A 25362-nucleotide genomic window follows, 5' to 3' on the forward strand; every position below is an offset into this window, starting at 1 on the left:
GGCCGGAAGCTGTTCACGGGCGGGGGCACAACTGTGCCGCCGGACGACTCGTCTCACCGGATGACCACGAGCACCGCGGCGCACCGCATCCTCGAAGGGGCCCCACCACATGCGCATTCACCGCACTCTCGCCGCCACGGCCACCCTCGCCCTCGCCCTGGGTGGCGCCACCCTCTCGGCACCGGCCGCCGCCCAGACCACCACGGCCACCACGGCCACCACGGCCACCACGGCCAGCGTCGTCCACGAGAACAGCGAACTCTGGTACAAGGCCGCACCCGGCCAGCGGAACGAGCTGACGGTGCGGGAGAAGATCGAGGACCGAGGCGAGTTCGAGTCGTACTACGTGCTCACCTTCCACGACCGCTACGAGATCGCCATCGACGCGAGCGCGGCGGGCGCGGACGAGTGCGCGTACCCGACTCCCGGCGACCGGACCACCGTGCGCTGCGCGGTCCTGATCCCGCAGAACTCGGACGACTCGGACAGCTACGACATCAGCCTCGGCGACCTGGACGACACGGCCACCCTGGAGCCGGACAGCGACGCGTGGGCCGGGGTCTACGGAGGCCGGGGCAACGACGTGCTCACGGCCTCCGCGTCCGCCATGCTGTACGGCGAGGAGGGCGACGACCGCCTCGACGGCGGTGGCGGACCGTTCGGCTTCGGCTCCGACGGCGGCCCGGGCGACGACACCCTCACCCACTGCGGGCAGGACTGCTTCGGCGGCCCCGGCAACGACGCCCTGACCGGCACCGACGAGGAGAACAACCTGCACGGTGACGACGGCAACGACGTCCTGCGCGGCGGGGGCGGCGCCGACGTCCTCTACGGCGGCAGGGACGACGACCGGCTCTACGGCGAGGCGGGGAACGACACGCTGTGGGGCAACAGCGGCGACGACGTCCTGTGGGGCGGCCAGGGCACCGACAAGCTCTCCGGCGGCCCCGGCCGCAACGAGGTGCACCAGGACTGAGCGGCGACGACGGGCGGGCGAGCCGCGACGGTGTGCTCGCCGAAAGCCCGCACCGTTGCTTCCTGATTCCTGCTTCCTGCTTCCTGCTTCCTGTGTCCACGTAACCCGCGCCCCGGCCGCCTCACCGCCTGGCCCCGGGGCGCGGGAACGGCTACGGGCTACGGGCTACGGGCTACGGGCTACGGGCTACGGGCTACGGCAGGGTGGGCGGGAACGCGTGGTGCAGGCGTGCGACCGGCGGCAGGGGCGCGGAGGTTCCCGCGTCCGGTGCGGCGCGGAACGCCTCGATCAGGTAGGCGGCGAAGCGGCGGGAGGCCGCGAGCCGGGTGGCGGGCGGCGCGTCCTGGACGCCTCGGTGGGCCATGAGCATGAGGACCAGGTCGTCGACGACGAAGTCGGGGCGCAGCCGCCCGGCCCGCTGGGCGCGGCGGGCCACCTCGGTCACCGCGCGCAGCGCGTGCTCCCGGTCGGCGGCGAAGTCCACGGCCTCCGGGTAGGCCGTCATGAAGGCGTCGGCGAACCCCCGGCTGTGGGCGTGGAGTTCACAGATTCGCTCGACCAGGTCCCGGAACCCCTGCCAGGGGTCCGGGTCCGCGAGGGCGTCCCGGACGGCGGCGTGGCAGGTCCGGCGCTGCGCGGCGAAGGCCTCCGCGATCAGCGCCCGCTTGGTCGGGAAGTGCCGGTAGAGCGTGGCCGGGCCGACGCCGGCGCGCCGGGCGACCTCGCGCATGGGCGCGCTCAGCCCCTCGTCGCCGAAGACCGCGCGGGCGGCGTCCACCATGCGCGCTCGGTTGTCGCGGGCGTCGGAGCGCACCGGGTGAGACAAGTGACCGGTCATCGTCTCTCACTTTAGCCAACCGGACGAGGGCGCCCGTTACGTTCGCAGCGCGGTGCCACCCCACCCGCGCCGTGCGTTCTCGGGGTGGGGCCGCCGCCCCCTTCACCCGCTCCGAGGAGTCGCCATGAAAGCCGTCGTGATCGAGACGTTCGGGAGCCCGGACGGCCTGGAGGTGGTCGACGTACCCGTGCCCGATCCCGCTCCGGGCCAGGTGCGGGTCGCCACGGAGGCGATCGGGGTGGGCGGCGTGGACGCCGTGATCCGCCGGGGAGCGCTGGCCGCCCACGGCTTCCGGGCGGGCCACCTGCTCGGCAGCGAGGTAGCGGGCCGCGTCACCGCCGTGGGCGAGGGCGTGGACACCGCGTGGACCGGGCGGCGGGTGTGGGCCTTCACCGGCCTGTCCGGTGGTTACGCCGAGCAGGCCATCGCCTCGGTCGAGGACGTCCTCCCGCTGCCCGCCGGCCTGAGCTGCGCCGACGCGGTGACCCTGGGCGCCTCCGGCGTCGTCGCCCACTTCGCCCTGGACCGGGCCCGCTTCGCGCCCGGCGACACGGTGCTGGTGCGTGGCGCGGCGGGCAGCATCGGGATCACGACGGTCCAGCTCGCGGCCGGCGGCGGGGCCGGTGCGGTGGTGGTCACCACCGCGTCGGCCGAGCGCGGCGCCCGGCTGCGGGAGTTGGGCGCGACGCACGTCCTGGACCGCTCCGGCGCGGGTGGCCCGGACACGCCGCACGGCTTCGACGTGGTGATCGACGTCGTGGCCGGCCCGCGACTCCCGTACTTCGTCGACCGGTTGAACGCCAACGGGCGGTACGTGGCGGTCGGCGTGGTCGGCGGGCAGCCGCCGACGGACTTCGGTGGGCGACTGCTGGCCGCCTTCCGCAGGTCGCTGTCGTTCGCCACCTTCAGCTCCGACACCGTGCCCGGCCCCGCCCGGCAGGCCGTGCGGTCGGCCCAGTTCGCCGACGCCGCCCGTGGGGCCCTGCGCACGGTCGTGCACGAGGTCCTGCCACTGAGCCAGGCGGCGCTGGCCCACCACGCGATGGACGCGGGCACGGTGTTCGGCCGGGTGGTGCTGACCCCCTGAACGGGGCCGACGCGGCCCGTACGACCTCGCGGCGCGCCCAGCCGGGCCGCCACGGGTGCGAGCAGGCCCGTGTCCGCCGCTGCCTGCCGAGGCGCCGCGATGCGATGCCATGATGATCGGCTACGGCGGACGTCCGTGGGTGCGGCGCCCGGCCGACCGGCGGGCGCCCCACCCACGCGCCCGTCTCCCGGACCGTACGCCCGACGGAGGAGAGCACGTGACAGACCTGACGCGACAGGAATCGGTGAGTCCGGAGGTGCGGCGGCGCGTCCAGGAGAGCTTCGACCGTCAGGGGCTGATGAGCCACCTCGGTGCGCGGATATCGCACATGGCGCCGGGCCGCGTGCACATCGTGCTTCCGGGCCGCCCCGAGGTCACCCAGCAGAACGGCTACTTCCACGCCGGCGCCACCAGCGCCATCGCCGACAGCGCCGGCGGCTACGCCGCGTACACCCTGTTCCCCGACAACACGGACGTGCTCACCGTCGAGTACAAGGTCAACCTGCTCGCGCCGGCCATCGGCGACCACATCGAGGCGGTCGGGACCGTGATCAGGTCCGGACGCACCCTGACCGTCTGCCAGTTGGAGGTGTTCGGCGTTCAGGGTGACGGCGAGCGGAAGCCCGTCGCCCACGGGCAGCAGACGCTGATCCGGCTGGATCGCCCTGGGGACTGAGCAGTTGGCGGGCGGGTTGGTCAGGTCGGCGCCCGACCGTGGGTCGGGCGCCCGCGCGGGCCGCCGCGCCGTGGGTCACGCGTCGACGGGGTGCCAGGCCGGGCCATCGTCGCCCGGACGTACGTGTCCGAACACCACGTCGGCGAAGTGGACGCCGAAGCCGATCGTGTCGGGCTCCTGGAGTTCGGCGACGAGTTGGCGGCGGAAGTCGGCGGACTGCGCGGTGTCGTGGTCGGACCAGGCGGACCACTCCGGGTGGCCGATCTGGACCGGCGAGTGCAGCGCGTCGCCGAAGGCGATCAGCCGGCGCCCGCCCCCGGTGATCACGTAGGCGGTGTGACCGGGCGTGTGGCCGAGGAGGAAGCGGACCCGGACGCCGGGGAAGACCTCCTGTCCGTCCGCCACCGTGCGCACCCGCGGCTCCATCGCGGCCAACGTCTCGGGGCTGGTGCCGTGCGCCTCCAGCAGGTCGCGCTGGGTCCACTCGGGCTCGGCGACCAGGTAGTCGGCCCCGGTGAAGGCGGGGTCGTCGGCGCCCGGGGCGCGGTGCGCGGCCCAGCCGACGTGGTCGACGTGCAGGTGCGTGAAGGCCACCGCCTCGATGTCCGCGGGGCGGTGGCCGAGGCGGGTCAGGTTGTCGAGGAGGGCGCCGCCGTAGGTGGTGCCGATCGGGCCGTCCGGCTGGGCGGGCACGGACTTGGGACCGAACCCGGCGTCGATCAGCAGCGCGCGCCCCTCCGCCTCCACCAGCAGCCCGCCGATGCCGGCCACGAGGTAGCCGGCGTCGTCCAGATACCCGGGGTGGGCGGCCCACACCTCGTCGGTGGTGTCGGGCAGCCAGCCGCGCGGGGCGAGTTGGACCGCCCCGTCCGGCACGTACGTCACCTTCGTCCCGCCGAGCTCCAGCGAGCGGAGTGCGGACGGCCGGCGCAGCCGCTCGGCCTGGTGCGATGCGGTGGTGCTCATGGGTACCTGCTTCCTTCCCGCGGAGAGCGCCTCCGCGAACGACTTCCGCGCACACGCGCATACGCGCACACGACAAGGGCGGTCGTCGCCGGCCGCTGCCTCACTGGGCATCAGCCGGCGACGTCCCGGCAACCGTAAGCATCAAGCTTGAACTATGCAAGCTAGCAATATTCAGGCTGGATGCTTTTGCTACGATTGGCCGCATGACACACCCAGAGACACAGGCCATCGCCGAGCGGGAACTGTGTGGCCTGATCAACGGGATGGCCCACCAGATCGCCGAGCACGTACGGCAGCGCGCCGTCAGCCTGGGCCTGACCGCGCCACAGGCGACGGCGTTGCGCGAGCTGACCGGGCCGATGACGATGCGCGAGCTAGCGGAGCGCATGAGCTGCGAACCCTCCAACGCCACCTTCGTGGTGGACAAGTTGGAGAAGCGGTCACTGATCGAGCGCCACCCGCACCCCACCGACCGCCGCGCCAAGCAACTGGTCCTCACCCCGCAGGGCACCGCGCTGCGCGAGCGACTCCTCGAACTGCTCAGCTCGGACTCCCCGCTCGCGGGCCTGACGCGGGAGGAGCAGGCGACCCTGCAACGGCTGCTCACCCAGGCCACCACCCGCCCCTGAGGCGGCACGCGGGGCGCGGCGCCCCCGTCAGCGCGACCGGTACCCGTCGCGCGCCTCGGCGGCGACCTTCAGGTCGCTCAACCACGCCTCCAGCCCGGCCCCGAGGAGCGCGGTCGCGGTGGGGACGTCGGCCTCGACCTGGGCCCCGGTGTGGGTCTCCGCGGTACGCACCAGGACACCGCCCCTGACCTCGGTGAAGGTCCACACGTGAACGCCGTTGTCGATGCGCAGCCCCTCGCCGACGGCGGGGCCGGTCCAGCGGATGCAGGAGTGGCGCTTGAGCTGTTCGACGGTCGAGGTGATGCCGAGCGTGGTGTCGGGGATCGAGGGCACGCCACGTACGGGCGTCGTCCAGTGGAACGCCGAGCCCTCCCGGAACCGGCCGTGGTCGAGCCGGTCGGCGGTCTCGACGGGGCGCTGCCATGACGGCCAGCGCTCCACGTCGGTCTGCAACTTCCAGATGGTGCGCAGCGGCGCGCGGATCACGGTCTCGGCCTGGTAGCGCACGACGGCCTTGGGATCGACCCCTGCTCCGCGACACGTGACGGCGGCGCCCGGGCGGGACTCGCCCGAGGGGGTCGCGGTCGACTGGGGAACGGCCGGCCGCGGAGAGGTCGCCTGGGGAGCGCCGGCTCGCGGCGTGGCACCGGCGGGCGTCGCGACGGTGGCGAGGACGCCCGCGACGGCGAGCGGCAGGGCGAACAGAGCACTGCGGGTACGGGTGCTGGGCGTGCCGGGCATGGCGTTCCCCTTGTCGGGTTTCGGTGCACAAGGCTGGCGGACGCGGATAGTTGGGGCATCGATGACCGCCCACACCACTCGCGGAACGCGTCGGACGACTCGCGGCGCGAGCCTCTCTGTCGTTCGTTATAAGTTCTAACTCTTGCGAATAGCTCCGGTCAAGAGCGTTGGTGAGAACCTCTCACTGACGTACGAGCGCGTCACCGAGGCAGCGCACCCGCGCGAGCCACGCCGCCGCCCACCGCACCGCCCTCACCCTCGGCCGGCCGACCACCCGGCCGACCGCCCGGTCGCCCGACCACCGCTCAGGCGCGGCTCGGCGGCACCGGGTCCGGGTGCTGGCGCAGGGCGTCCAGCACGGCGCGGACGGCCGCGCGCGGGGGCGTGCCGCGTCGGATGGCCGCCGTGATCGTGCGCGTCACGGGGGTGGCGAGCTGCCTGGTGGCGACGTGGTAGCGGCTGTGGTCGACGGCCAGCCCGGGCAGCAGCGCGATCGACAGCCCGGCCTCGACGTGTTGCAGGGTCATCAGGTAGTTGCCGAACCGACACCGCACCCGTGGCTCGAACCGCGCCTGGCGACACAGCCGCAGCGCGAGGTTGGCCATGTACGACCGTGGCGTGTCGAACGCCCAGGGTTCGTCCGCGTACGCCGCGAGGTCCACGGCGTCGTCCTCGGTCGCGGGGTGCCCGGGCGGGACGACCAGCAGGATCGGGTCCGTGGCCAGCGGTACGAGGTCGAGGTCGGGCCCGAGCGGCAACTCGTCGAAGTCCGTGGTGGTGATGATGAGGTCCACGTCACCGCCGCGCAGCGCGGGCATGCTCTCGTGCGGCTCCAGTTGCGACAGCTCCACGTCGAGGTGCGGGTACGCGTGCGCGAGCCGGGTCACCGCCGGCACGGCCATGGTGTGGATCGCGCTCTGGAACGACCCGAGGCGCACCAACCCGGCGGGCTCCGCGCCGAAGCCGCGCAACTCCGCCTCGACGGTGTCCATGTGGTCGATGACCTCCCGCGCCCGCCGCGCCAGGATCAGCCCGGCCGGGGTCAGCCGCACGCGACGGCCGGTGCGCTCGATGAGCTGGGTGCGCGTCTCGGCCTCCAGCACGGACAGTTGCTGGGACACGCTCGACGGGCTCAGGTTGGCGGCCTGGGCGACCGCGCGCACGGTGCCCAGCGCGTCCAACTGGCTGAGCAGCCGCAGCCTCCAGGGGTTCAGCACTCCCCCATTGTTGTGCGGCCCGGCCGAACAGGACAGCCGGAAGGTTGAGATGGACGCCCCCGAACGCCGCGCCTACCGTCGGCGGCATGGCTGCCACGACCCCCACACCGTCACCCACCGACACCTTCTGGACCGACGCCGAGCGCCACCTCGTACGCTACGGCGGCGAGTTCACGCCCGAGATCATCGAGCACGCCGCCGGCAGCTTCCTGCGCACCGCGAGCGGGCGGCGGATACTCGACTTCACCTCCGGCCAGATGAGCGCGATCCTCGGGCATTCCCACCCGGAGATCGTGGCCACCGTGCGCCGACAGGTCGCGGACCTCGACCACCTCTACAGCGGCATGCTCAGCCGCCCGGTGGTCGACCTCGCCCGCCGCCTGGCCGGGACGCTGCCCGCCCCGCTGGAGAAGGTCCTGCTGCTGACGACGGGCGCCGAGTCGAACGAGGCCGCCGTCCGGATGGCCAAGCTCGTCACCGGCAAGCACGAGATCGTCTCGTTCGCGCGCTCCTGGCACGGCATGACGCAGGCCGCGGCGTCCGCCACCTACAGCGCGGGACGGAAGGGGTACGGGCCGGCCGCGCCCGGCAACTTCGCCATTCCGGCGCCCAACACGTACCGGCCCGACTTCACCACGCCCGACGGTGAGCTGGACTGGCGCCGCCAGCTCGACTTCGCCTTCGACCTGATCGACGCCCAGTCGACCGGCAGTCTCGCCGCGTGCCTGGTCGAGCCGATACTCAGCTCGGGCGGCATCATCGAGCCGCCGGTCGGTTACTTCGCGGCCCTGCACGACAAGTGCCGGGAGCGCGGCATGCTGCTGATCCTGGACGAGGCCCAGACCGGCCTGTGCCGCACCGGCACCTGGTACGCGTTCGAGCGTGACGGCATCGTCCCCGACATCCTCACGCTCTCCAAGACGCTCGGCGCGGGGCTGCCGCTGGCGGCCGTGGTCACCAGCGCGGAGATCGAGCGGGAGGCGTACGAGCGCGGGTTCCTGTTCTTCACCACGCACGTGGCGGACCCGCTGGTGGCGGCCGTCGGCAACACCGTCATCGACGTCCTGGTCCGCGACGGGCTCGACGCCCGCGCGCGGGTGCTCGGGGACCTGCTCCGCCAGGGCCTGTGGGACATCGCCGACCGACACGCCGTCGTCGGCGACGTGCACGGCCGGGGACTGCTCGCCGGGCTCGAACTCGTCGTCGACCGCGAGACCAAGGAGAGTTCGAGCGGGCTGGGCGCGCGGGTCACCCGCCGGTGTCTGGAACTCGGCCTGCACACCAACATCGTCCAGCTCCCCGGCATGGGCGGAGTCCTGCGCATCGCCCCCGCGCTGACCGTCACCGAGGACGAGCTCGCGCTCGGCCTGGACATCCTGGACCGGGCCATCGGCACAGCCGGCGCCGCCCGTTGACTCCGCCCCGCGAGCCCGCGCCCGCCCCAGCCGCCGAACCGGTCGGGGTGACCGGGGCGGGCTCGCTCACAGCGATGGTGACCAGGCCGCCCGCCCCGCGCCGCCCCCTCCCGCGCCGCCGGTTGGTCTATCCGTCGTGATCGTGTGAGCGGTAGCTTTTCGACATCGAGCCACGAGTGCACCGTGATAGCTTCTCACTCAAGCTTCAGCTTGTAGCACGCTGGATCGGGAGGGTGGCAGGCCATGGCGGAGACCCGCGCGACGACGACCCCGCGCGAGCGCTACCGCGCCCAGGTGCGCACGGAGATCAAGGAACGCGCGTGGGAGCAGATCGCCACGACGGGGGCGTCCGCGCTGTCCCTGAACGCGATCGCCAAGCAGATGGGCATGAGCGGCCCCGCGCTCTACCGCTACTTCGCCAACCGGGACGACCTGATCACCGCGCTGATCCGGGACGCGTACCGGAGCCTGGCCGACGCCTGCCGGCTGGCCACGGAGGCCGGCCACGGGCCGGACCTCGCCGCCCTCGCGCACGCCCTGCGCGACTGGGCCCTGGCCGACCCGCAGCGGTACTTCCTGGTCTACGGCACGCCCGTGCCCGGCTACCACGCGCCCGAGGACACCACGGCGATCACCCGCGAGATCATGACGCTCATGCTCGACGCCTGCGCCGCCCTCCCCGCGAGCGGGCCCGCCTCGCCGTTCGACGCGCACCTCGCCGACCACCGCGAGTGGACCGGCGACCACCCCGCACCCCCCGCGGCCCTGCACCGGGCCCTGTCCTTCTGGACCCGCCTGCACGGCCTCCTCTCCCTGGAGCTCGCCGGCCACTTCGCGGGAATGGACTTCGACCCCGCCGAGATGTTCGCGGCCGAGCTGGACGCCCTGCTGGCGAACTAGGGCTGCGTCGGAAGTGCTCAAGAACTCTTGCGGAGATGGCCTTCTGAGATGGGTGCGGGTCCTTCTGAGTGACGGCACGCCATAGCCACGAGATGACCTCCCGACCTGCGCGGTTCGACCGCTCGGGGCTTCCCTGAACAGGGGCCCGGCCTCGGCGTCAAGCGTGTGGGCGACGGAGTCGGGATCCGGTGCTTCGGTCGCCTGTGTCAACGTGTATTGACGTCCCTCTCAGCGGAAGTCCGCCGCGTGGTCCACCGCCCACTCCTGGAAGGATCGGGCCGGGGTGCCCGTGATGCGCTCCACTTCATCGTTGACCGGCTCCGGGTTCTCGAGCATCTCCGCCTGGGCCGGCAACACGGCCTCCACCAGCTCTGCCGGGTAGCCCGCGGCCTTCATCTGCTCGATGGCCTCGTGCAGCGCGACCTCCTCGAACCGCACCGGTCGCCCGATCGCCTCGCTGATCAGGGCTACCTGTCGTTCCTGGGTGATCAGTTCGGGGCCGGTGATCAGGGGGCGGGTGCCGAGCAGGGCGTCGGTCGTCAGCGCCTGAACGGCGACCGCGGCCATGTCCGCCTCGTGGATCAGCGGGCGGGCCAGCCTTGCCAGCGGCGCCCGTACCGCACCGGTGGTGCGGACCTCCTCCGCCCAGCCCAGCGTGTTGCTCGCGAATCCGGTGGGCCGCAGCGCCGTCCACTCCAGGCCCGACGCCTCGATCAGCCGCTCCAGCTCCGTGTGGAACATGGTGATCGCCTCGCCGGGCTTCTCCTTCTCGCTCCCGACCCCGGCGGATGACAGGTATACCACCCGTCGAGCGTGCTTCCCGATCGCGTCGATCACGTCCGGCGCGCCCTCAGCGCTCAGGAACGGCCACACCAGGAAGACCGAATCGACGCCCTCCAGAGCCGTGCCCAGCGACGCGGGATCACCGAGATCGCCGCGCACCGCCTGCACACCCTGCGGGAAGTCCGCCTCCCCTCGCACCAGCGCCCGCACGGGCACGCCCGCCGCGTGCAGTTGGGTCACCACCGCGCCGCCGACCTTTCCCGTCGCGCCGGACACCAGGATCCTGGGCTGTGTCATCGGAATCTCCTCGTCTCGCCGTTCGATGACACGACTCTCGTACGTCAACCAAGGTTCAGGTCAAGCACCGGCCGGAGTGGCCATCAGGCGCTGTTCCAGCAGGCCATCCGCCCGCGGTGGTGGAACGTGGATCCCCCGCGTGACAGCCGAGCGTCACACCCACTCGTTGATGGCTGCGATGGGCTCGGTCGCCTCGTAGCGGACCGCGAGCTTGTCGTATCGCGTGGCGAGGCATGATCACTGGCTGCAGCGAACACGCCGCCCGGCGGCTCCTTCCGCAGTGCACCCCGCTTCCGGGCGCCGGCCGCGTGCTGATGGGCGCGGCACACCGGTCCCACGCGATCGCACCTTCCGCATCGGCCAGGCACCGGAGGTGGCTGAGGATCCGGTGCCAGGTGCCCTCCCGCTGCCATCGGCGGCACAGATCGTGGATCCGGCCCCACGGCCCGAGCGGCACTCGCGGGCGAGCCCGCCCGGAGGTTCCGGACGGGCTCGTCGTCGTTCTCGCACCAGCGGTCAGGGGTGCTGGCGGGCGCGGCGCCGGAGTGCGGGGGTCAGGCGGCGATCGCCTCCTCGATCGTCTGCCGGATCTCCAGGACGCCGTCGACACCAGTGACCTCAAGAAGGCGTCGCACCTGCGCTGACGGTGCGACGATGCGCAGCTTCCCCGACCGGTGGGTGATGAGCAGCAGGTTCAGGAACGTCGAGTCGGCGAAGGCGATGTCGCTGGCGTCGAGGACGACCTTCGGGTACTGCTTCGCCGCGGTGTGCAGCGCCTCTCTCAGCACGGTGATCGAGCCCATGTCGTACTCGCCGACAGCGGCGATCACACAGGCTCCGCGGTACTCGTACTGCCGCACCTCGGAGTCGTACGAGGCGTGTGCAGTGACCTGTTCTGGCGCCAGTGTCGCGCTGGAGATGCTCGCGCGTGCCGGCAGGGTGGCCTCGTTCCAGGGCACCTCGGTCTCCTTCTGTGCTTCTCCCGTGCGGGAGCACGTCGCCTGTTACAGGAAAAGTATGTCATGTAACAGGCTTCCGGCAACCACTGTCCTCTAAAATGGCCGGCATGGCCGCAGTACCTGAGTCGCACACCGGATGGACGTTCATCACCAGCCACGCGCGCGTGCTGGCAGCTATCGCCGACAATCCGAACATCCGCATCCGCGAGATCGCCGCCCATTGCCGGCTCACGGAGCGCGCCGTAGCGAGGATCATCGCCGACCTGGAGAAGGACGGATACCTTTCGCACACCCGTGAAGGGCGCACGAACACCTACCGCATCGACCCGGACAAGGTGCTGCGCCACCCCGCCGAAGCCGGCCTGTCCGTGGCCTCGCTGCTCTCCCTGCTCGTACGGGACGAAACCGAGCGCGCCAGCGCGCCGGCCGCCCACACGCAGCAGCTGGTGGACGCCGGCGGGCAGTAGCGCTCGACCTTGGTCGCCGACGCCGGGCGGCCCCACCCCGCCCGACAGACCGGGCGGGGTGGGGCCGCGTCGTGACCGGTGGGCGGCGGGTCAGCAGCCGTTCAGCACCGAGGTGAGGGCACTCTTCTCCGTGGCGTCGACGGACAGCCCGTAGTCGTGCTTGACCTGCACCCACGCCCGGGCGTACGTGCAGTGGTAGGCGGTGCGGGAGGGCCACCAACTACCGGGGTCCTGGTCCCCCTTGGACTGGTTGACGTTGTCGGTCACCGCCAGGAGCTGGGGGCGGCTGAGGTCGTTGGCGAAGTTCTGCCGCTTGGAGGTGGACCAGGACCAGGCGCCCGAGCGCCACGACTCGGCCAGCGGTACGAGGTGGTCGATGTCCACGTCCGAGGCGGCGTACCAGGTGGCCCCGTCGTACGGGGAGTACCAGCTTCCCGAGGTCGCGGCGCAGGACGAGTCGGTCACCACGCCGCTGCCGTCGCGCTTGAGCACGGTCTCGCGGGTGTTGCACGCGCCGCTGATGGTGATCCAGTGCGGGAACAGGTCACGGCTGTAGCCGGTGAGGGAGTGCTCGGCGGTGGCGGGCATGGCCGCCAGGTAGGAGCGGGCGGTGGCGGCGCTGACCGGGGTGGGCAGGGCGGCGTGCGCCGTGGGGGCGGTGGCCAGCAGGGCGGCGGCCGACGCCGTGGCCACGGTCGCGGCGAGGGCGGCGCGGCGGGATATCTGCATGAGGGTCGTCAACTCCCGTACGTCGAGGGTGGGGAGGCGGCGTCGCTCATCGTGGCCCCGCTGGGTCTATGCGGGTAGAAACGCCCCGGTGAACTCTTCGTGAGCAGTAGCCCCGGCGAGGCGGTGGGGCGGCGACCGGCCCACGTAGCGGGAGCACGAGGAAGAGTTGGCCCGCGAGCGGGGGCCGTCGCCGTGGGTCGCGTTCCTAGGCGGAGCCGCCGTTGCTCTTCAGCAGTTGCCCGTTCACCCACTGGCCGCGCGGCGAGCACAGGAAGTCCACCAGGTGGGCGGTGTCCTGCGGGGTGCCGAGGCGGCCGAGCGGCGTCTCGGCCGTGCACGCCTCGCGCAACTCCTCGGACATCCACCCGGTGTCGATCGGCCCGGGGTTGATCACGTTGGCGGTGACGCCGAGGTGGGCGAGTTCGTGCGCGGCGGCCAGGGTGATGCGGTCCAGAGCGCCCTTGCTCGCGCCGTAGGGGAGGTTGCCCACGGTGTGGTCGCTGGTGAGGCTGACGACGCGGCCGGCTCCCCGGGCGCCGCGAAAGCGCAGCCCGTACTCGCGGATCAGCAGCCAGGTGGCCCGCGCGTTGACGGCGAAGTGCCGGTCGAAGCTCTCGACGGTGGTGTCGAGCAGGCCGGAGTCGACGGACTCGCAGTGGCACATCACCAGGGCGGTGACCGGGCCGAGGTCGCGTTCCGCCGCGTCGAAGACGCGCGCGGCGGCATCGGGGTCGGCGAGGTCCGCTTCGATGGCGGCCGTGCGCGCGCCGCGCGCGGCCAGCGCGCGGTCGATCGCGTCGGTCGCCCCGGACTCGACGCCCCAGCTCATGCGCTCGTCGTACGGGTGCCAGTACGTGAAGGCGATGTCCCAGCCGGAGCTGGCCAGTTGGCGGGCGACGCCCGCGCCGATACCGACGGTGCGGCCCACGCCGGTCACCAGCGCGAGGGGGCGGGGTGCGCCGGGGGCGGTCGTCTCGTTCTCGTCGATGGTGTGCACGGGAGGAGATCCTCCAGCCCAGGCCCGGAGCGGGCAACCGCGTTTCATCCGGACGCCACCGCCGGTCGCCACTCCCCCGCCGCTGGTGGCGTCACCGCCCCGGCCGGGGCGGCGCCACCAGCGGCGGGGGCCGACCCCGCTACGGGGCGCGGCGGCCGGCGGCCGGGGTGCGGTAGACGTACGGCACGCTCGCCCCGGACGCCCGGGCGGGCCGGCCGGGCGCGGCGAGTGGCAGGGGCCGGGCGGTGGGCGTGCCGGTGTCGCGGGGCGCGTCGGCCGCCGCGCGGACCAGCGCGTGGTCGGGCGAGAGCGCGCACGCCGGGTCCGTACGGGCGGCGTCGCCCGTGAGCGCGTACGCCTGGCAGCGGCACCCGCCGAAGTCGATCTCGCGGCTCGGGCAGCTCCGGCACGGCTCGGGCATCCAGGCCGTGCCCCGGTACCGGGTGAACGCCGGCGATGACTCCCAGATCCACTCCAGCGACCGGTCGCGCACGTTCGGCGGATCCAGGTCCGGCAGCACCGAGGCGGCCGGGCAGGGCAGCACCGTGCCGTCCGGGGCGACGGTGAGCGAGACCGCGCCCCAGCCGCCCATGCACGGCTTGGCCACGCCGTCGAAGTAGTCCGGCATCACCCACACCAGCTCCATGGTGCCGGCCAGTTCGGCGCGGCGGCGCTCGATGGCCGCGCCGGCCCGCGCCAACTGCTCCCTGCTCGGCAGCAGGGCCTCCCGGTTGCGCAGGGCCCAGCCGTAGAACTGGGTGTTGGCCAGCTCGATCCGCTCGGCGTCCCAGGCCACCGCGAGGTCCACGATGGCGTCCACGGCGTCCAGGTTGTCGCGGTGCAGCACCACGTTGACGCCGAGCGGCAGGCCGGCCGCGCGGATCAGCGCCGCGGCCCGTTCCTTGGCGGCGAACGCCCGGTGCCCGGCGATCCGGTCGGAACGGGCGGGGTCTGCGTGCTGGACCGAGAGCTGCACGCTGCGCAGCCCCGCCTCGACCAGGGAGCCGAGCCGCTCCTCGGTGAGCCCGACGCCGCTGGTGACCAGTTGGGTGTAGATGCCGGCCGCGTCGGCGGCCGCGACGATCTGCTCCAGGTCCACGCGGAGCAGGGGCTCACCGCCCGAGAGGTGGGTGTGCACCACGCCGAACTCGCCGGCCCGCCGCATCAGTTCGCACCACTCGTCCGTGCTCAACTCCGCTGACCTGCGGACGAGTTCGAGCGGGTTGGAGCAGTACGGGCAGTGCAGCGGGCACCCGTGGCTGAGTTCGGCCAGCAGGGCCCAGGGGCGCTGGGGTGTCTCGTTCATCGCAACCACCCCTGTTCGCGGAGTCTGGTCAGGAACACGGGGACCTCGTCCGGCACCGGCGCGCCCGGAAAGCGGTCCGCCAACTCTCCTACGATGTCGGCGACATGGCGCCGCCCGTCACACAGCCGCACGATGTCGGCGGCCCGGCCGGTCAGCACCACCACCCGCTCGGGCAGTACCAACAGGTCGGCCTCCCGCACCCGGTCCCGGCGCAGCATGATGCCGGGCGACAGAGCGGGCCGCCACACCGGGTCGACGGGGGCGGGGGCGGGGCCGGCGGCGGGCGCGGGCCGGTCGCCGGTGCGCGTGCTCGCGCCGGGGGCCTGGCTCACGGCCGCCACCTGACCCGATCGGCGTCCGTGACGGGGTCGGCCGTGTCGGCGTGCGCCACCGCGTCGAGCAGCGACCAGAGCACGTCGCACTTGAAGTTCAACGCCGCGGCGGCCCGGTCCTGGTCGACGGCGGTCGTGGCCCAGGACAGCACGAGGTCCAGCGCCTCCCCGCTGTCCCGGCGCCCCTCGCGCTCGCGGTTGCGGAAGTAGGTGAGCCCGGCCGGGTCGATCCAGCGGTAGTGGCGCTCGAAGGCGTCGATGCGGGTGAGCATGATGCCGGGCGCGGACAGTTCGGTCAGCGAGGCGGCGACCGCCTCCAGCGGCGAGCCCAGCCGGCAGAAGTTGACGTAACCCTCCACCGCGAGGCGCACGCCGGGCAGCACCTCGTCGCCCGAGAGCAGCAGGTCGCGGTCGAGCCCCACGGCCTCGCCGAGCCGCAGCCAGTTCTCGATGCCGCCCTCGCCCTCGGCCCTGCCGTCGTGGTCCTGCACCCTGCGGAGCCAGGTCCGGCGGTGCTCGCGGGAGTCGAACTTGGCCAGGATGAGCGCGTCCTTGACGGGAATGTGGCGCTGGTAGTGGAAGCGGTTGAGGACCCAGCGACGCAGTTGGTCGGGGGTCAGCCGGCCCTCGTGCATGGCCACGTTGAACGGGTGCCGGTCGTGGTAGCGCTCCCGGGCGATGGTCCGCAGCCGCGCCTCGAAGGCCGCCGCGTCCGCGGCCGGGCCGCCCGCTCGCCCGGCACCGGCGCCGGCCCCCGGGCGCGCTGCCGGTCCCGTTCCCTCTGTCTCGGCGGCTCCCGGCCCGTCGCCGGTGCGCAGCGCGGCGTTGCTCACAGCTCGATCACCATCCCGTCGGCGGCTACCTCGATGCCCCACTCGGCCAGTCGGCGGTGTTCGACCGCGTCCGGGTCCACGAGGGGGTTGGTGTTGTTGAGGTGGGTGTAGAGACAGCGGGCGCGCAGCGCGGCCAGCCGTTCGGCCGTGCCGCCCGGCCCGACGATCGGCAGGTGTCCCATGCCGGTGGCGGTCCGTGGGCCGATGCCGGTGCGGCGCGGTTCCTCGTCGTCCCAGAACGTCCCGTCGACGATCAGACAGTCGGCCTCCGCCGCCGCGTCGGCCAGCGCGGCGGACCAGGTGGCGACGGCCGGGGCGTACAGGGCGGTGGCGCCGGTCGCCCGGTCGGCGATCCGCAGGGCGACGGACCAGCCCGCGCCCTCGTGGTCCGGGTCGGCGCTCCCGGGCTCCGCCGCCGCATAGCGCGGGCGCTTGCCCGACACGGGGATGGCGCTGACCTCCACCAGGGCTTTGCCATCCGTGGACGCGGCGGCCGGGCCCACCTCGGCTCGCGCGTCCGGTCGCTCGGGCTCGGGCCGCTCGGGGTCGGGAAGCTCGGGAGCCTGCCCCGGCTCGGGCCCGAGGGCGATCGGGCTCGTGTGGGGCAGGTCGCGCCAGCGCACCTCGGCGTACGGGGCCAGCGTGGTCCCGAGGTGCAGCCGGGTGCGCAGGGCGTCGCGTACGGCGGCGGTGGCGAGCACCTCGAAGCCGTCGGCCTCGCGCAGCCGGGCGATGCCCAGGGTGTGGTCGAGTTCGGCGTCGGTCAGGATGATGCCGGCCACCGGGGTGTCCCGGGTGCCGGGCCTGGGCAGCAGGGGTGGGCAGTCCTCGATCTGGTCCCCGATGTCGGGGGTGGCGTTGACGACGTACCAGCGGTCGTCCGCGGCCTGGACGGCCAGCGAGGCGTGGCGGCGGCGCCGGGCGGGGTGGGCGCGTGCCCCGGTGCAACTGGGGCACGCGCAGTTCCACTGAGGTATGCCTCCGCCCGCCGCGGTGCCGAGTACCCGCAGCAGCACGCCGGTTAGCGCTTGCTCAGCGAGTACGCGGTGACTTCGAGCGCGGTCTCGACGACCGTGTAGTCGGGCGTCTGCCACCCGCCCTCGGCCGCCGGCCCGGAGATCGCCGGGTCAACCGGACGCGTCTGCCGCTCGACCGCCTGCTGTACGGATTCGGTCATGATCCATACCTGCCCTTCTTCGCTTGCGCTGCGGTTGCCGTACGTTCTTCGCTCTGCTCGCTCGGTGCTTGTTCGGGCTAGCTCCGTCGCCACCCACCCGTGCCCGGGGCCCGGCGCGGGGCTGGCCCCTCGCTCCTCGCGCCCCTCGCCCGCTGCCCGCCGCGCCGGCCCGCCCACTCGGCGTGGGCCGTTGGGCGGGTACGCGGGTGGGCCGCGCCGCGCGGGCCGGCACGTGCGCGGCGGGTGGCCCCTCGTGGCGGGACGCCACGAACCCGGGGCGAACCGGGCACGCCCGGGCCTGCCGTGTCGTTGTGTGTGCGGGCGCGAACCCGTGCGCGTTCGCGGAGCACGGACGCGTACCTGCTGGACGGACCCCGTTGACGGTGCGTGAGGACGGTTCGGCTGGTGCCGACGTACGGTGCTGCCCGGCCGGGTGTGACGTGTCGACCGGACCGTTGTCCATGATGCTGGTCGGGTTCAACTGTGCCTAGGGGGCCTGGATTTCACGTCGGATGCGCCCAGGGGCTCCCGTTGCAGAATCGCGATCCGTGTGACGCCAGTCAAGTGCTGTTGACGGCCAGGGAAGCCTTCCTTACATTTCCCACGACCGCACACTCGCACGCCCGGCGCCCGCCCCGGTGGACGCCGCAAGGTTCACCACGTCGTCGCCCGACGGCCCACCGGCGCCACCGCCGGCCGTGCCATCCCACCAGGTCAGGGCAGGTTTGACGCCCTGTCCGGGCGGTGTCACGGGCCGGCACACCACGGCGGCGTCCGGCGCACGCCGCCGTGTCGCGTGACGACGTGACGAGCCGTACCGGCACCGCCTACGAGCACATCGCCACCGCAGCGCACCGCCCCCGCCACCGTGCACGAACTCCCATCCGCTAGGAGGAACGTTCCATGGCCAGGGCCCCCCGTCCTTTCCGGCAGAACCGCCGGCGCACACTGCTCGCGCTGACCGCCACGACCGCGCTGTCCGCGGGCCTGCTCACCGCCACCACGGCGACCGGCAACGCCGCCACCACCCCCCACCGACCCGCTGGTACCAGCCACGCGGCCACGGCCGGTTCCGGCCAACTTCCGTCCACGGCCGACGCCGGGGCGGTCACGCTCCCGGGCGGCCACCACGGCCGCTCCGTCCCGTCCGCCATCAGTACCGTCTCCGAGGGCTGGTCGATCCCGTGGGGCCTGGACTGGCTGCCCGACGGGTCGGCGCTGATCACCGAGCGGGAGACGTTCAAGCTCTTCCGGCTGACCCAGGCGGGCAAGCGCGTGGAGATCGGCACGGTCCCCAACGTGGTGACCACCAAGGGTGAGGGTGGGCTGCTCGGCCTGGCCGTCTCGCCGAACTGGAAGCGCGATCACCACATCTTCCTGATGCACTCGGCCGAGGGCGACAACCGGATCGTGCGGATGACGTACGACGGCACCACGCTCGGGGAGTACACCCCGCTGGTCACCGGCATCAAGAAGTACAACTACCACAACGGCGGCCGGCTCCAGTTCGGCCCCGACGGCTACCTGTACGCGACGACCGGTGACGCCTTCCAGGCCGCGCTGGCCCAGGACAAGACGTCCCTGAACGGCAAGATCCTGCGCATGACCTCGGAGGGCAAGCCCGCCCCCGGCAACCCGTACGGCTCTCTCGTCTACTCGATCGGCCACCGCAACCCGCAGGGGCTGACCTGGGACGCCCAGGGGCGGCTGTGGGAGGCGGAGTTCGGTAACAACGCCTTCGACGAGCTGAACCTGATCAAGCCGGGCAAGAACTACGGCTGGCCCACCTGCGAGGGCCAGTGCACGACGCCTGGCATGACCAACCCTGAGCGGCAGTGGAAGACCAACGAGGCGTCGCCGAGCGGCCTCACCTACGCGGACGGCGCGGTCTACCTCGCGGCCCAGCGCGGCCAGCGGCTGTGGCGGGTGCCGATCACCAGGACCGGCACCGGCACGCCCGAGGCGTACTACACGGGCGACTACGGCCGGCTGCGCACGGTCGAGAAGGTGCCCGGCGCGAAGGCGCTGTGGCTCACGACGACCAACGCGGACCTCGGTGGCGGCCAGCCGGCCGGCTCCGACAAGGTCCTCCGGGTGGACCTGCGCTGATCCACCGCCGCACGACTCGGGAGCCCGGTGCGCACCCCGCCACCGGGCTCCCTCGCACGCCGTCGCGCCCAACGCGGCGCGGTCGACCGACCGGCATCGGCCCGGACGGGGCCGGCCCGCACCGGCCCGGGCCGTAGCGGGCACGGCCGGCAGCCGCGGCGCGGCCCGGTGGTGGGGGCGCGCCGCGGGCCGGGTGGGTCAGTCGGTGGTGGGGCAGTAGCGGCCGGGGGCGATGACGCCGGCCGGGTCGAGCGCGGCCTTGAGCTGGGTGATGACGCCCCACGGGGCCGTGTCCTGCTCCGTCAGGAACTCCATGGCGTCGATGCCCACCCGGTAGAAGCGGAAGCCCTCCGCGTACAGCCGTCGGTACAGCTTGTCGTTGCAGGCGTGTGCCGCGCGGGTCTGGTCCGGGTCGGTGCGGTCGAAGTACAGGTTGATGACGACTTCGGCGTAGTCGGCGTTCATCGGGTTGATGGCGAGGGCGGGCACGATGGCGTACTCCGCGCAGACGCCCTCCACCAGGGCCACCAGTTCCTGGGCCGCCGCGCCGTCCACGGCGATGACCGGCATGCAGGCCAGGTAGCCGATGGTGGAGTCGTCGAGGGCGTCCACGGCCTTGGCGTCCGGCACCGTGGTGGCGCCCGTCGCCTGGTGTAGACCCTCCAGGAACGCGGTGGACGGGCGCCCGGAGTGCACCGCGTACATCGCGCTCAGCAGCGGATCGGCCGCCTCGCCGGCGACCGCCTCCGCGCTGACCTCCCGGGGCGCGGCCCCGGCGGCGGCCAGTGCGGCGCTGGCCTCCTCCACCGCGAGCGCCACCTGGGCCCGCGACCCGTCGATGGCCACCACGCCGGTCCAGGTGGGCACCTGGGTGCTGGCCGTCATCGACAGGATGCGCTTGTCGTTGAAGACATGGACGATCGACCGGAGCACGTCAGCGGTGAACAGCTCGCCGACCGTGTCGAAGACGCCCGCCAACACCTCCTCGGAGAAGGAGAACATCAGCAGCCGCAGCTCCTCGCGGCGCGGCAACAGGTCCACCACGGCGGCCGTCACGATGCCCAGGTTGGACTGGACGAACAACCCGTCGAGCCCGGGGCCGAGGCCGTGCCGGTAGTGGTGGGCGTGGCGCGCCCCGGGGTCGGCCCACAGGCCGGTGCGCACCAACTCACCCAACCCCAGCACCACTTCGAGTCCGCGCACCTCCTCGGCCCGGTGCCGGCGGAAGCCCGTACCGCGCTCCAGGAGGTTGCCGATCACAGAGGAGTTGGGGGACGAGCCGGTCACGTTGGCCACCAGCTTCGGGGCGTGCTCGGCCAGGTGGTCGGCCAGCTGTGCCTGGGTGACGCCCGGTTCCACCACGGCGTACCGGCCGCGGGTGTCCACGGAGCGGATGCGGTTCAGGCCGGACAGGTCGAGCAGCGCGCCGCCGGGCCTGACCGGGAGCTTCGAGCCGAGCCCCCAGTTGCGCCCGGTGCTGATGGGGTACAGCGGTACGCGGTGTTCGCGCGCCACCCGTACGACGTCGGTGACCTGCTCGGCCCGCCTGGGACGCAGGATGGCGACGAGGTCGCGGGGCGGGAAGGCCGAGGTGTTGCGCTCCGCGGCGGCCAACTCCTCCGGCGCCCGCACCAGCGCGTCGGCGCCCAGGATCTCGCGCCACGCCGCGATCGCCTTGTCCTGGTCCGTGTGGTCCAACGACTCCCCTTGGGGGTGATTCATCTGCTCCGCTCCAGATCCGTGAGTGAGGGGCGGTCGGGGCCCGTTGTGGGGCGCCCGTCCGGATGTCGGGGCGCTGGGGCCTGGGCGCGGCCCAGCGCGTGCGGCCCCGGCGGGGCGTGTCGCCCTCGGCCGGCCGCCCGGCCCGCTCCGGGCGGCCCCGGGGCGGGCCGGCGGTCGCCGCGGGTGGGCCCGGACGCTGGGTGCGCCCGGGCCCACCGGTCAGGACCCCGCGGGGCGCAGCACGCGAAGCAGCCGCAGCCCCGGCCCTGTCATGGCGGTGGTGACGAGGGTGACCACCACGAGCGCGACGAAGAGCTGGGTGCCGATCACTCCCGCCTCGTGGCCGATGCTGAGGACGACCAGTTCGGTCAGGCCGCGCGTGTTCATCAGAATCCCGAGCTCCAACGCCTGGGTGCGCGAGAGCCCGGCGACATAGCCGGCCAGGCCCGCGCCGACCACCTTGGAGACCGTGGCCAGCACGAGGAGTACGGCGAGCAGCACGGCGCCCTCCGCGCTGAGGGAGAGGTCGCCGAGGTCGAGGGAGAGGCCGAAGCCGAGGAAGAAGAACGGCAGCAGCAGTCCGGCGATGGTGGCCACCGATGTCAGCGCCGCCTCCCCGTTGCCCCGCTTGGTGGCGCGCGGCCAGGCCAGCCCGAAGACGAACGCGCCGATCAACTGGTGGATGCCGAGGGCCGCGGTCAGCCCGGCCGACGCCGCCACGCCCGCGACGCACAGCGTACTGACGACGGCCGGCGAGTACCGTACGGGACCGTCCAGCACTCGCGCGAGCCCGGTCCTGACGGGCCCGAGCAGCATGGCCGTGGTGCCGGCGAAGACCAGCAGCTTCCACCACTGGTCCCCCGTGCCCTCACCGGTGGCGAGCGCGAGCGCCGCCGTGAGCACCACCCAGCAGGCCCCGTCCCCCACCGCCGACGCGTAGAGGCTGAGCCGGCCGGTGCGGCTCTTGAGCAGGCCTAGTTCGGTGAGCACGCGGGCGAGCACCGGGAAGGCGGTGACGCTCAGCGAGCAGCCCAGGAACAGGGCGAAGGCCAGCGGCTCGCCGGAGCTCCCGCCGTGCTCGTCCCACAGCCACAGCGCCGTGGCGGTCCCGATGGCGAACGGTACGAGGAAGGAGGCGAGGGTCACCAAGGCGAACCCGCGCTCGATCCGGGACTGCTGCACCTGGACCAGTTCCTGCCCGACCCCGAACATGAACAGCACCAGGCCGAGTTGGGCCAGTGCGTCCAGGCCGGTCACCACGTCGGGCGGGAAGAGCCAGTCCGAGACCCCGGGGCCAAGCTCGCCGAGGACCGAGGGGCCAAGGGCCAGGCCCGCGCAGATCTCGCCCATGACCCGCGGTTGGCCGATGCGGGCCGCGAGCGCCCCCGCGCCGAGCGCGACCGCGAGGACGCCCGACGCGGCGAGCAGCAGGGTGGCGGTGGAACTCTTCGCGCTGTGCCCGGCCGCCGCCGCGCCCGAACCTCCGGGCGCGGCGACGAGCGCGATGACACACCCCACGACGGGGAGCGCGACGAGTGCGACGTAGCCCAGCACGCGCTGGCGCCTGCCGACCCGGCGGCCCCCGTCGGGGTCGGCGTCGGTGGTCTTGCTGGCCTCGGCCAGGCTCATGCGGCCACGCCCGCACCACCCAGGTCGAGCATGCCGGCGTGCAGCAGACGACGGACGAAGCGCTGGCCCGCGTTGTCCAGCGAACCGATGAGTTCCTGCCACCCGACGGGGCCGTTGTTGAGCCGCTTGGCGATCTCGGCCGCGCCGTCCCAGGTGTCGATGCCGCGCACCTGCGGGCCGTCGGGGTCGTCCTGGAAGAAGAAGCGGTGGCACGGCAGCGTCCTGCCGAGGGAGGACGGGGTGATGTCCGCGTAGCGGACCGGGTCGCTCCAGTACTTCGCGGCGGCCTTCTGCTCCTCCTCGCTCATCAGCTCGGGGATCGGGGGGACGGCCGCCTTGAACCCGGGCACGTCGAGCCCGAGCCCGGAGGTGACCGTGACTCCGGCGGCCAGTTTGACCGTGGCGCCCGGGCCCAGGTTGAGCGAGTTGGCCTCGGCGTAGGCGGTCATGAACGGGCCGTCGATGTCGAGACCCTCCACTCCCTCGCCGTCCGAGAGCACCTGGAGCAGGTCCGGCGTGAAGGCCGTGTTGAGCAGGGCGTGGAAGGTCTGGTCGGTGGTGAGGCCGAGCGAACCCGCCTTGCCGCGGCTGTTCCAGTAGACGCTGTCGGGGTTGTCGCTGCCGATGGCGTAGTACCACTGGTCGATGGAGAGCGCGAAGGTGGCGGCCATGCCGTGCCACTCGGAGTCGTAGTCCCGCCACATGCCGCGCACGTCCTGTTCCGGTACGTCCCCGCTCGCCGTCTGGCCGAGCAGCGTGGCGGTCGCAACGGCCTGGTTGGTGGCGAAGGCCACGCCGGAGGAGAAGAGCGGGTCGACGAAGTAGGAGGCGTCGCCGAGCAGCACCCAGCGCTCGTCGAGGTTGGCGAACCTGTCGTTGATCATCGAGTAGTTGGTGGCCGTGAGCATCCGGTCGGGATCGACCGCGCGCACGTCCTGGATCAGCTCCCGCAGCTTGGGCACCTCCTTGACGGTGCGCAGGAACAGCTCGGGGTCGGTGAAGTCGCAGTCGGGACGCTTCAGGATGGCCGGATCGGTGACGATGCCGATGGAGTGCGTCACGACGCGCTCGCCGTCGATGATCTTCGGGACGGGGATGTACCAGGCCCACCCGTCACGGAAGGCGAAGCACCCGATGGGAGAGATGTCCTTGTCCCGGAAGATGTTCCAGTCCCCCGGCAACGACTGGGTCGTCTTCCCGCCCAGGTAGTGCTGCCAGATGGCGATGTTGCGGTAACCCGACAGCCAGTCCCGCTTCTTGTTGGTGACGATGCTGTTCCGGCGCCCCGAGGCGTCCACGAACCAGCCGGCACGCACCGTGCGGCCGTCCTTGAGCGTCACCTCGCGACCGGTGCCGTCGGGCAGTAAGTCGCATTTGGTCACGGAGGCGCCCTCGAAGACCTCGGCGCCGACGTCCGCCGCGTGGTCCAGCAGGATCTTGTCGAACTCCGAGCGGTTGACGTGCATGGCCCAGCGGTGGACGCCGTCCCGGACGGTGTTGACGTGGTCGAAGTAGGCCACGTGCGGGTCCTCACCGCGCCACTGGAAGATCCCGCCGAACTTCTTCACCCAACAATCGCTGGCGAGCACCTTGTTGAGTGCCCCGCTCTCCTCCAACACCGGTATGAGGGGGTGCGCGAAGGACTCCCCGATGTGCTCCCGGGGGAAGTGCTCCTTCTCCAGTACGGCGACGCTCAGTCCCCCCTGCTTCATGAGGAGCGCCGCGAGGGTCGAGCCGCCAGGCCCGCCACCCATGATGACCACGTCGTAATAGGGCTTCATTCGGTCATGCCTCTCTTACGGTTCTCACATGCTCGTACGGGATACCGGCCGTGCGCGCCGCGCGCGCCGGGCCCCCGCCGACGGCGGCAGGCCGCGCGGCGGGTGGTCTGCCAACGGGCCGGGCGGTGCCCGACCCGGGCCGGGCGCGCCGACTCCCGTGGCGCGCCACGGCCAGGTCGCTCCGAGGCGGGACGGAGCGGTCCGCCGCGCTCGCGGCGGGTGGGGCCGGCACGGCGGAGCCAACGGGTCACGTGGACGCACCCGTTGGTGGCCGCACGGCCGGCAGCCGGCGCCGCGGACACGCGGCGCGCCCGACCGGCTGGTGTCCCGGGCCGGGGTGGCGGTCGGCCACGGGACGTCGTACGGGATGGCGATGATGACCCCCTTGGTCTCGATCGGTCGCGCTTGGTCTCGGTCGGTCTCGTTCTCTCTCAGCCGCGCGTCCGGGGTGGCGCGTGGTGGGTCACGCCGAGGGAGCGGGCGACCGCCCTTCCCGTGTGCCGGGGGGCGAGCCCTGGAGAGCGGGGCGGGGCGGCCGAAGGAGTCGGCCCGGGTGGGACGGCTGGAACGGCCGGGGCCCCGCCGTCGGCCACGGGCCCGGAGACGTGATCACTCCGGTGTGCACGGCCCGGAGGGTTGCGTGGCGGAAGCGGGAGCAGGACGGCTGACGGTTTCGGGAGCGTGGCCGGAAGGAGGGTGGGGCTGTGGTGCGGTCTCAACGGGGGCCGTGGTCAACGGGGTTGGCGTCGCGGTCGGGTCGGCCAGGGCGGGAGTCACGACGAGCGTCCACCGGTAC

At 72.9% G+C, this 25362-nt stretch carries 24 protein-coding genes and 1 pseudogene; 8 read left to right on the forward strand and 17 right to left on the reverse strand.

Annotation, left to right across the window (positions count from 1 at the left end):
- The first annotated feature begins 109 nt into the window (after positions 1-109).
- On the forward strand, positions 110-976 hold the full coding sequence (locus OYE22_RS03200) for a calcium-binding protein (protein WP_277318978.1): 867 nt from the start codon (positions 110-112) through the stop codon (positions 974-976).
- Between the two features lie 193 nt (positions 977-1169).
- Here OYE22_RS03200 and OYE22_RS03205 read toward each other — a convergent pair whose 3' ends face one another.
- A complete protein-coding gene (locus OYE22_RS03205; RefSeq protein ID WP_277318979.1) occupies positions 1170-1814 on the reverse strand; it encodes a TetR/AcrR family transcriptional regulator in 645 nt (214 codons plus the stop codon).
- A 124-nt stretch (positions 1815-1938) separates the two neighbouring features.
- Between OYE22_RS03205 and OYE22_RS03210 the strand changes: the two genes are divergently transcribed.
- Positions 1939-2901, forward strand: a complete 963-nt coding sequence (locus tag OYE22_RS03210) for a zinc-binding dehydrogenase (protein WP_277318980.1) — start codon at positions 1939-1941, stop codon at positions 2899-2901.
- A gap of 217 nt (positions 2902-3118) precedes the next feature.
- Entirely contained in the window at positions 3119-3577 is a 459-nt protein-coding gene (locus OYE22_RS03215) for a PaaI family thioesterase (protein WP_277318981.1), read from the forward strand.
- Positions 3578-3652: 75 nt separating this feature from the next.
- Here OYE22_RS03215 and OYE22_RS03220 read toward each other — a convergent pair whose 3' ends face one another.
- A complete protein-coding gene (locus tag OYE22_RS03220; RefSeq protein WP_277318982.1) occupies positions 3653-4543 on the reverse strand; it encodes an MBL fold metallo-hydrolase in 891 nt (296 codons plus the stop codon).
- A 203-nt stretch (positions 4544-4746) separates the two neighbouring features.
- Here OYE22_RS03220 and OYE22_RS03225 point away from each other — a divergent pair, with 203 nt between their 5' ends.
- On the forward strand, positions 4747-5172 hold the full coding sequence (locus OYE22_RS03225) for a MarR family transcriptional regulator (protein ID WP_277318983.1): 426 nt from the start codon (positions 4747-4749) through the stop codon (positions 5170-5172).
- Positions 5173-5199: 27 nt separating this feature from the next.
- Here the strand turns inward: OYE22_RS03225 and OYE22_RS03230 are convergent, their stop codons facing one another.
- Together OYE22_RS03230 and OYE22_RS03235 are read right to left on the reverse strand one after the other, a co-directional pair.
- On the reverse strand, positions 5200-5913 hold the full coding sequence (locus OYE22_RS03230) for an SRPBCC family protein (RefSeq protein ID WP_277318984.1): 714 nt from the start codon (positions 5911-5913) through the stop codon (positions 5200-5202).
- A gap of 305 nt (positions 5914-6218) precedes the next feature.
- Positions 6219-7130 carry a LysR family transcriptional regulator gene (locus OYE22_RS03235; protein ID WP_277318985.1) on the reverse strand — a complete coding sequence of 304 codons (912 nt, stop codon included), beginning with the start codon at positions 7128-7130 and terminating at the stop codon, positions 6219-6221.
- Positions 7131-7216: 86 nt separating this feature from the next.
- Between OYE22_RS03235 and OYE22_RS03240 the strand changes: the two genes are divergently transcribed.
- Both OYE22_RS03240 and OYE22_RS03245 read left to right on the forward strand, forming a co-directional pair.
- The gene (locus OYE22_RS03240; protein ID WP_277318986.1) at positions 7217-8545 is read left to right on the forward strand and encodes an aspartate aminotransferase family protein; all 1329 of its coding nucleotides are present in this window, start codon (positions 7217-7219) and stop codon (positions 8543-8545) included.
- Between the two features lie 243 nt (positions 8546-8788).
- Complete coding sequence (locus OYE22_RS03245; RefSeq protein ID WP_277318987.1) at positions 8789-9445, forward strand: TetR/AcrR family transcriptional regulator; 657 nt, start codon at positions 8789-8791, stop codon at positions 9443-9445.
- Between the two features lie 228 nt (positions 9446-9673).
- Here the strand turns inward: OYE22_RS03245 and OYE22_RS03250 are convergent, their stop codons facing one another.
- From OYE22_RS03250 to OYE22_RS03260, 3 genes and pseudogenes are all read right to left on the reverse strand, one after another.
- The gene (locus OYE22_RS03250; protein ID WP_277318988.1) at positions 9674-10525 is read right to left on the reverse strand and encodes an NAD(P)H-binding protein; all 852 of its coding nucleotides are present in this window, start codon (positions 10523-10525) and stop codon (positions 9674-9676) included.
- 296 nt (positions 10526-10821) lie between these two features.
- Positions 10822-10958: pseudogene (locus tag OYE22_RS03255) on the reverse strand (IS5/IS1182 family transposase); the annotation flags it as partial.
- A gap of 121 nt (positions 10959-11079) precedes the next feature.
- Positions 11080-11484 (reverse strand): STAS domain-containing protein, encoded by a 405-nt coding sequence (locus OYE22_RS03260; RefSeq protein WP_277318989.1) that lies wholly within the window; start codon positions 11482-11484, stop codon positions 11080-11082.
- A gap of 107 nt (positions 11485-11591) precedes the next feature.
- Here OYE22_RS03260 and OYE22_RS03265 point away from each other — a divergent pair, with 107 nt between their 5' ends.
- Positions 11592-11951: a helix-turn-helix domain-containing protein gene (locus tag OYE22_RS03265; RefSeq protein WP_277318990.1), complete on the forward strand. Its 360-nt coding sequence runs from the start codon at positions 11592-11594 to the stop codon at positions 11949-11951.
- 90 nt (positions 11952-12041) lie between these two features.
- Here OYE22_RS03265 and OYE22_RS03270 read toward each other — a convergent pair whose 3' ends face one another.
- The 7 genes from OYE22_RS03270 to pqqA form a co-directional block, all read right to left on the reverse strand.
- A complete protein-coding gene (locus OYE22_RS03270) occupies positions 12042-12680 on the reverse strand; it encodes an HNH endonuclease family protein (RefSeq protein ID WP_277323962.1) in 639 nt (212 codons plus the stop codon).
- Positions 12681-12885: 205 nt separating this feature from the next.
- The gene (locus OYE22_RS03275) at positions 12886-13668 is read right to left on the reverse strand and encodes an SDR family oxidoreductase (protein WP_277323963.1); all 783 of its coding nucleotides are present in this window, start codon (positions 13666-13668) and stop codon (positions 12886-12888) included.
- A 148-nt stretch (positions 13669-13816) separates the two neighbouring features.
- The gene (gene pqqE / locus OYE22_RS03280) at positions 13817-14983 is read right to left on the reverse strand and encodes a pyrroloquinoline quinone biosynthesis protein PqqE (protein WP_277318991.1); all 1167 of its coding nucleotides are present in this window, start codon (positions 14981-14983) and stop codon (positions 13817-13819) included.
- Entirely contained in the window at positions 14980-15231 is a 252-nt protein-coding gene (gene pqqD, locus OYE22_RS03285; protein ID WP_277323964.1) for a pyrroloquinoline quinone biosynthesis peptide chaperone PqqD, read from the reverse strand. Before pqqD ends, pqqE begins: the two co-directional genes overlap by 4 nt.
- A gap of 80 nt (positions 15232-15311) precedes the next feature.
- On the reverse strand, positions 15312-16148 hold the full coding sequence (gene pqqC, locus OYE22_RS03290; protein WP_277318992.1) for a pyrroloquinoline-quinone synthase PqqC: 837 nt from the start codon (positions 16146-16148) through the stop codon (positions 15312-15314).
- Positions 16145-17164 (reverse strand): MBL fold metallo-hydrolase, encoded by a 1020-nt coding sequence (locus tag OYE22_RS03295; RefSeq protein WP_277318993.1) that lies wholly within the window; start codon positions 17162-17164, stop codon positions 16145-16147. The genes pqqC and OYE22_RS03295 overlap by 4 nt, the downstream gene beginning before the upstream one ends.
- 5 nt (positions 17165-17169) lie before the next feature.
- Entirely contained in the window at positions 17170-17325 is a 156-nt protein-coding gene (gene pqqA, locus OYE22_RS03300) for a pyrroloquinoline quinone precursor peptide PqqA (protein WP_277318994.1), read from the reverse strand.
- A 903-nt stretch (positions 17326-18228) separates the two neighbouring features.
- On the opposite strand from pqqA, the gene OYE22_RS03305 reads away from it, so the two are divergent.
- Positions 18229-19434: a PQQ-dependent sugar dehydrogenase gene (locus tag OYE22_RS03305; protein WP_277318995.1), complete on the forward strand. Its 1206-nt coding sequence runs from the start codon at positions 18229-18231 to the stop codon at positions 19432-19434.
- A gap of 198 nt (positions 19435-19632) precedes the next feature.
- On the opposite strand, the gene OYE22_RS03310 is transcribed toward OYE22_RS03305, so the two are convergent.
- The 3 genes from OYE22_RS03310 to OYE22_RS03320 all read right to left on the reverse strand — a co-directional run bounded on the left by OYE22_RS03310 (position 19633) and on the right by OYE22_RS03320 (position 24566).
- Positions 19633-21156, reverse strand: a complete 1524-nt coding sequence (locus OYE22_RS03310) for an FAD-binding oxidoreductase (RefSeq protein ID WP_277318996.1) — start codon at positions 21154-21156, stop codon at positions 19633-19635.
- 219 nt (positions 21157-21375) lie between these two features.
- Entirely contained in the window at positions 21376-22785 is a 1410-nt protein-coding gene (locus OYE22_RS03315) for a cation:proton antiporter (protein WP_277318997.1), read from the reverse strand.
- The gene (locus OYE22_RS03320) at positions 22782-24566 is read right to left on the reverse strand and encodes an NAD(P)/FAD-dependent oxidoreductase (protein ID WP_277318998.1); all 1785 of its coding nucleotides are present in this window, start codon (positions 24564-24566) and stop codon (positions 22782-22784) included. Before OYE22_RS03320 ends, OYE22_RS03315 begins: the two co-directional genes overlap by 4 nt.
- Positions 24567-25362: the final 796 nt, after the last annotated feature.

The sequence above is a fragment of the Streptomyces sp. 71268 genome, assembly GCF_029392895.1.
Classification (GTDB): Bacteria; Actinomycetota; Actinomycetes; order Streptomycetales; family Streptomycetaceae; genus Streptomyces.

What these genes read in the sequence shown, in the direction of transcription:
- OYE22_RS03200 (WP_277318978.1), top strand. Translation starts at nt 110, where the DNA reads ATGCGCATTCACCGCACTCTCGCCGCCACGGCCACCCTCGCCCTCGCC.
- OYE22_RS03205 (WP_277318979.1), bottom strand. Translation starts at nt 1,814, where the DNA reads ATGACCGGTCACTTGTCTCACCCGGTGCGCTCCGACGCCCGCGACAAC.
- OYE22_RS03210 (WP_277318980.1), top strand. Translation starts at nt 1,939, where the DNA reads ATGAAAGCCGTCGTGATCGAGACGTTCGGGAGCCCGGACGGCCTGGAG.
- OYE22_RS03220 (WP_277318982.1), bottom strand. Translation starts at nt 4,543, where the DNA reads ATGAGCACCACCGCATCGCACCAGGCCGAGCGGCTGCGCCGGCCGTCC.
- OYE22_RS03225 (WP_277318983.1), top strand. Translation starts at nt 4,747, where the DNA reads ATGACACACCCAGAGACACAGGCCATCGCCGAGCGGGAACTGTGTGGC.
- OYE22_RS03230 (WP_277318984.1), bottom strand. Translation starts at nt 5,913, where the DNA reads ATGCCCGGCACGCCCAGCACCCGTACCCGCAGTGCTCTGTTCGCCCTG.
- OYE22_RS03240 (WP_277318986.1), top strand. Translation starts at nt 7,217, where the DNA reads ATGGCTGCCACGACCCCCACACCGTCACCCACCGACACCTTCTGGACC.
- OYE22_RS03245 (WP_277318987.1), top strand. Translation starts at nt 8,789, where the DNA reads ATGGCGGAGACCCGCGCGACGACGACCCCGCGCGAGCGCTACCGCGCC.
- OYE22_RS03250 (WP_277318988.1), bottom strand. Translation starts at nt 10,525, where the DNA reads ATGACACAGCCCAGGATCCTGGTGTCCGGCGCGACGGGAAAGGTCGGC.
- OYE22_RS03265 (WP_277318990.1), top strand. Translation starts at nt 11,592, where the DNA reads ATGGCCGCAGTACCTGAGTCGCACACCGGATGGACGTTCATCACCAGC.
- OYE22_RS03270 (WP_277323962.1), bottom strand. Translation starts at nt 12,680, where the DNA reads ATGCAGATATCCCGCCGCGCCGCCCTCGCCGCGACCGTGGCCACGGCG.
- pqqE (WP_277318991.1), bottom strand. Translation starts at nt 14,983, where the DNA reads ATGAACGAGACACCCCAGCGCCCCTGGGCCCTGCTGGCCGAACTCAGC.
- pqqA (WP_277318994.1), bottom strand. Translation starts at nt 17,325, where the DNA reads ATGACCGAATCCGTACAGCAGGCGGTCGAGCGGCAGACGCGTCCGGTT.
- OYE22_RS03305 (WP_277318995.1), top strand. Translation starts at nt 18,229, where the DNA reads ATGGCCAGGGCCCCCCGTCCTTTCCGGCAGAACCGCCGGCGCACACTG.
- OYE22_RS03310 (WP_277318996.1), bottom strand. Translation starts at nt 21,156, where the DNA reads ATGAATCACCCCCAAGGGGAGTCGTTGGACCACACGGACCAGGACAAG.
- OYE22_RS03315 (WP_277318997.1), bottom strand. Translation starts at nt 22,785, where the DNA reads ATGAGCCTGGCCGAGGCCAGCAAGACCACCGACGCCGACCCCGACGGG.
- OYE22_RS03320 (WP_277318998.1), bottom strand. Translation starts at nt 24,566, where the DNA reads ATGAAGCCCTATTACGACGTGGTCATCATGGGTGGCGGGCCTGGCGGC.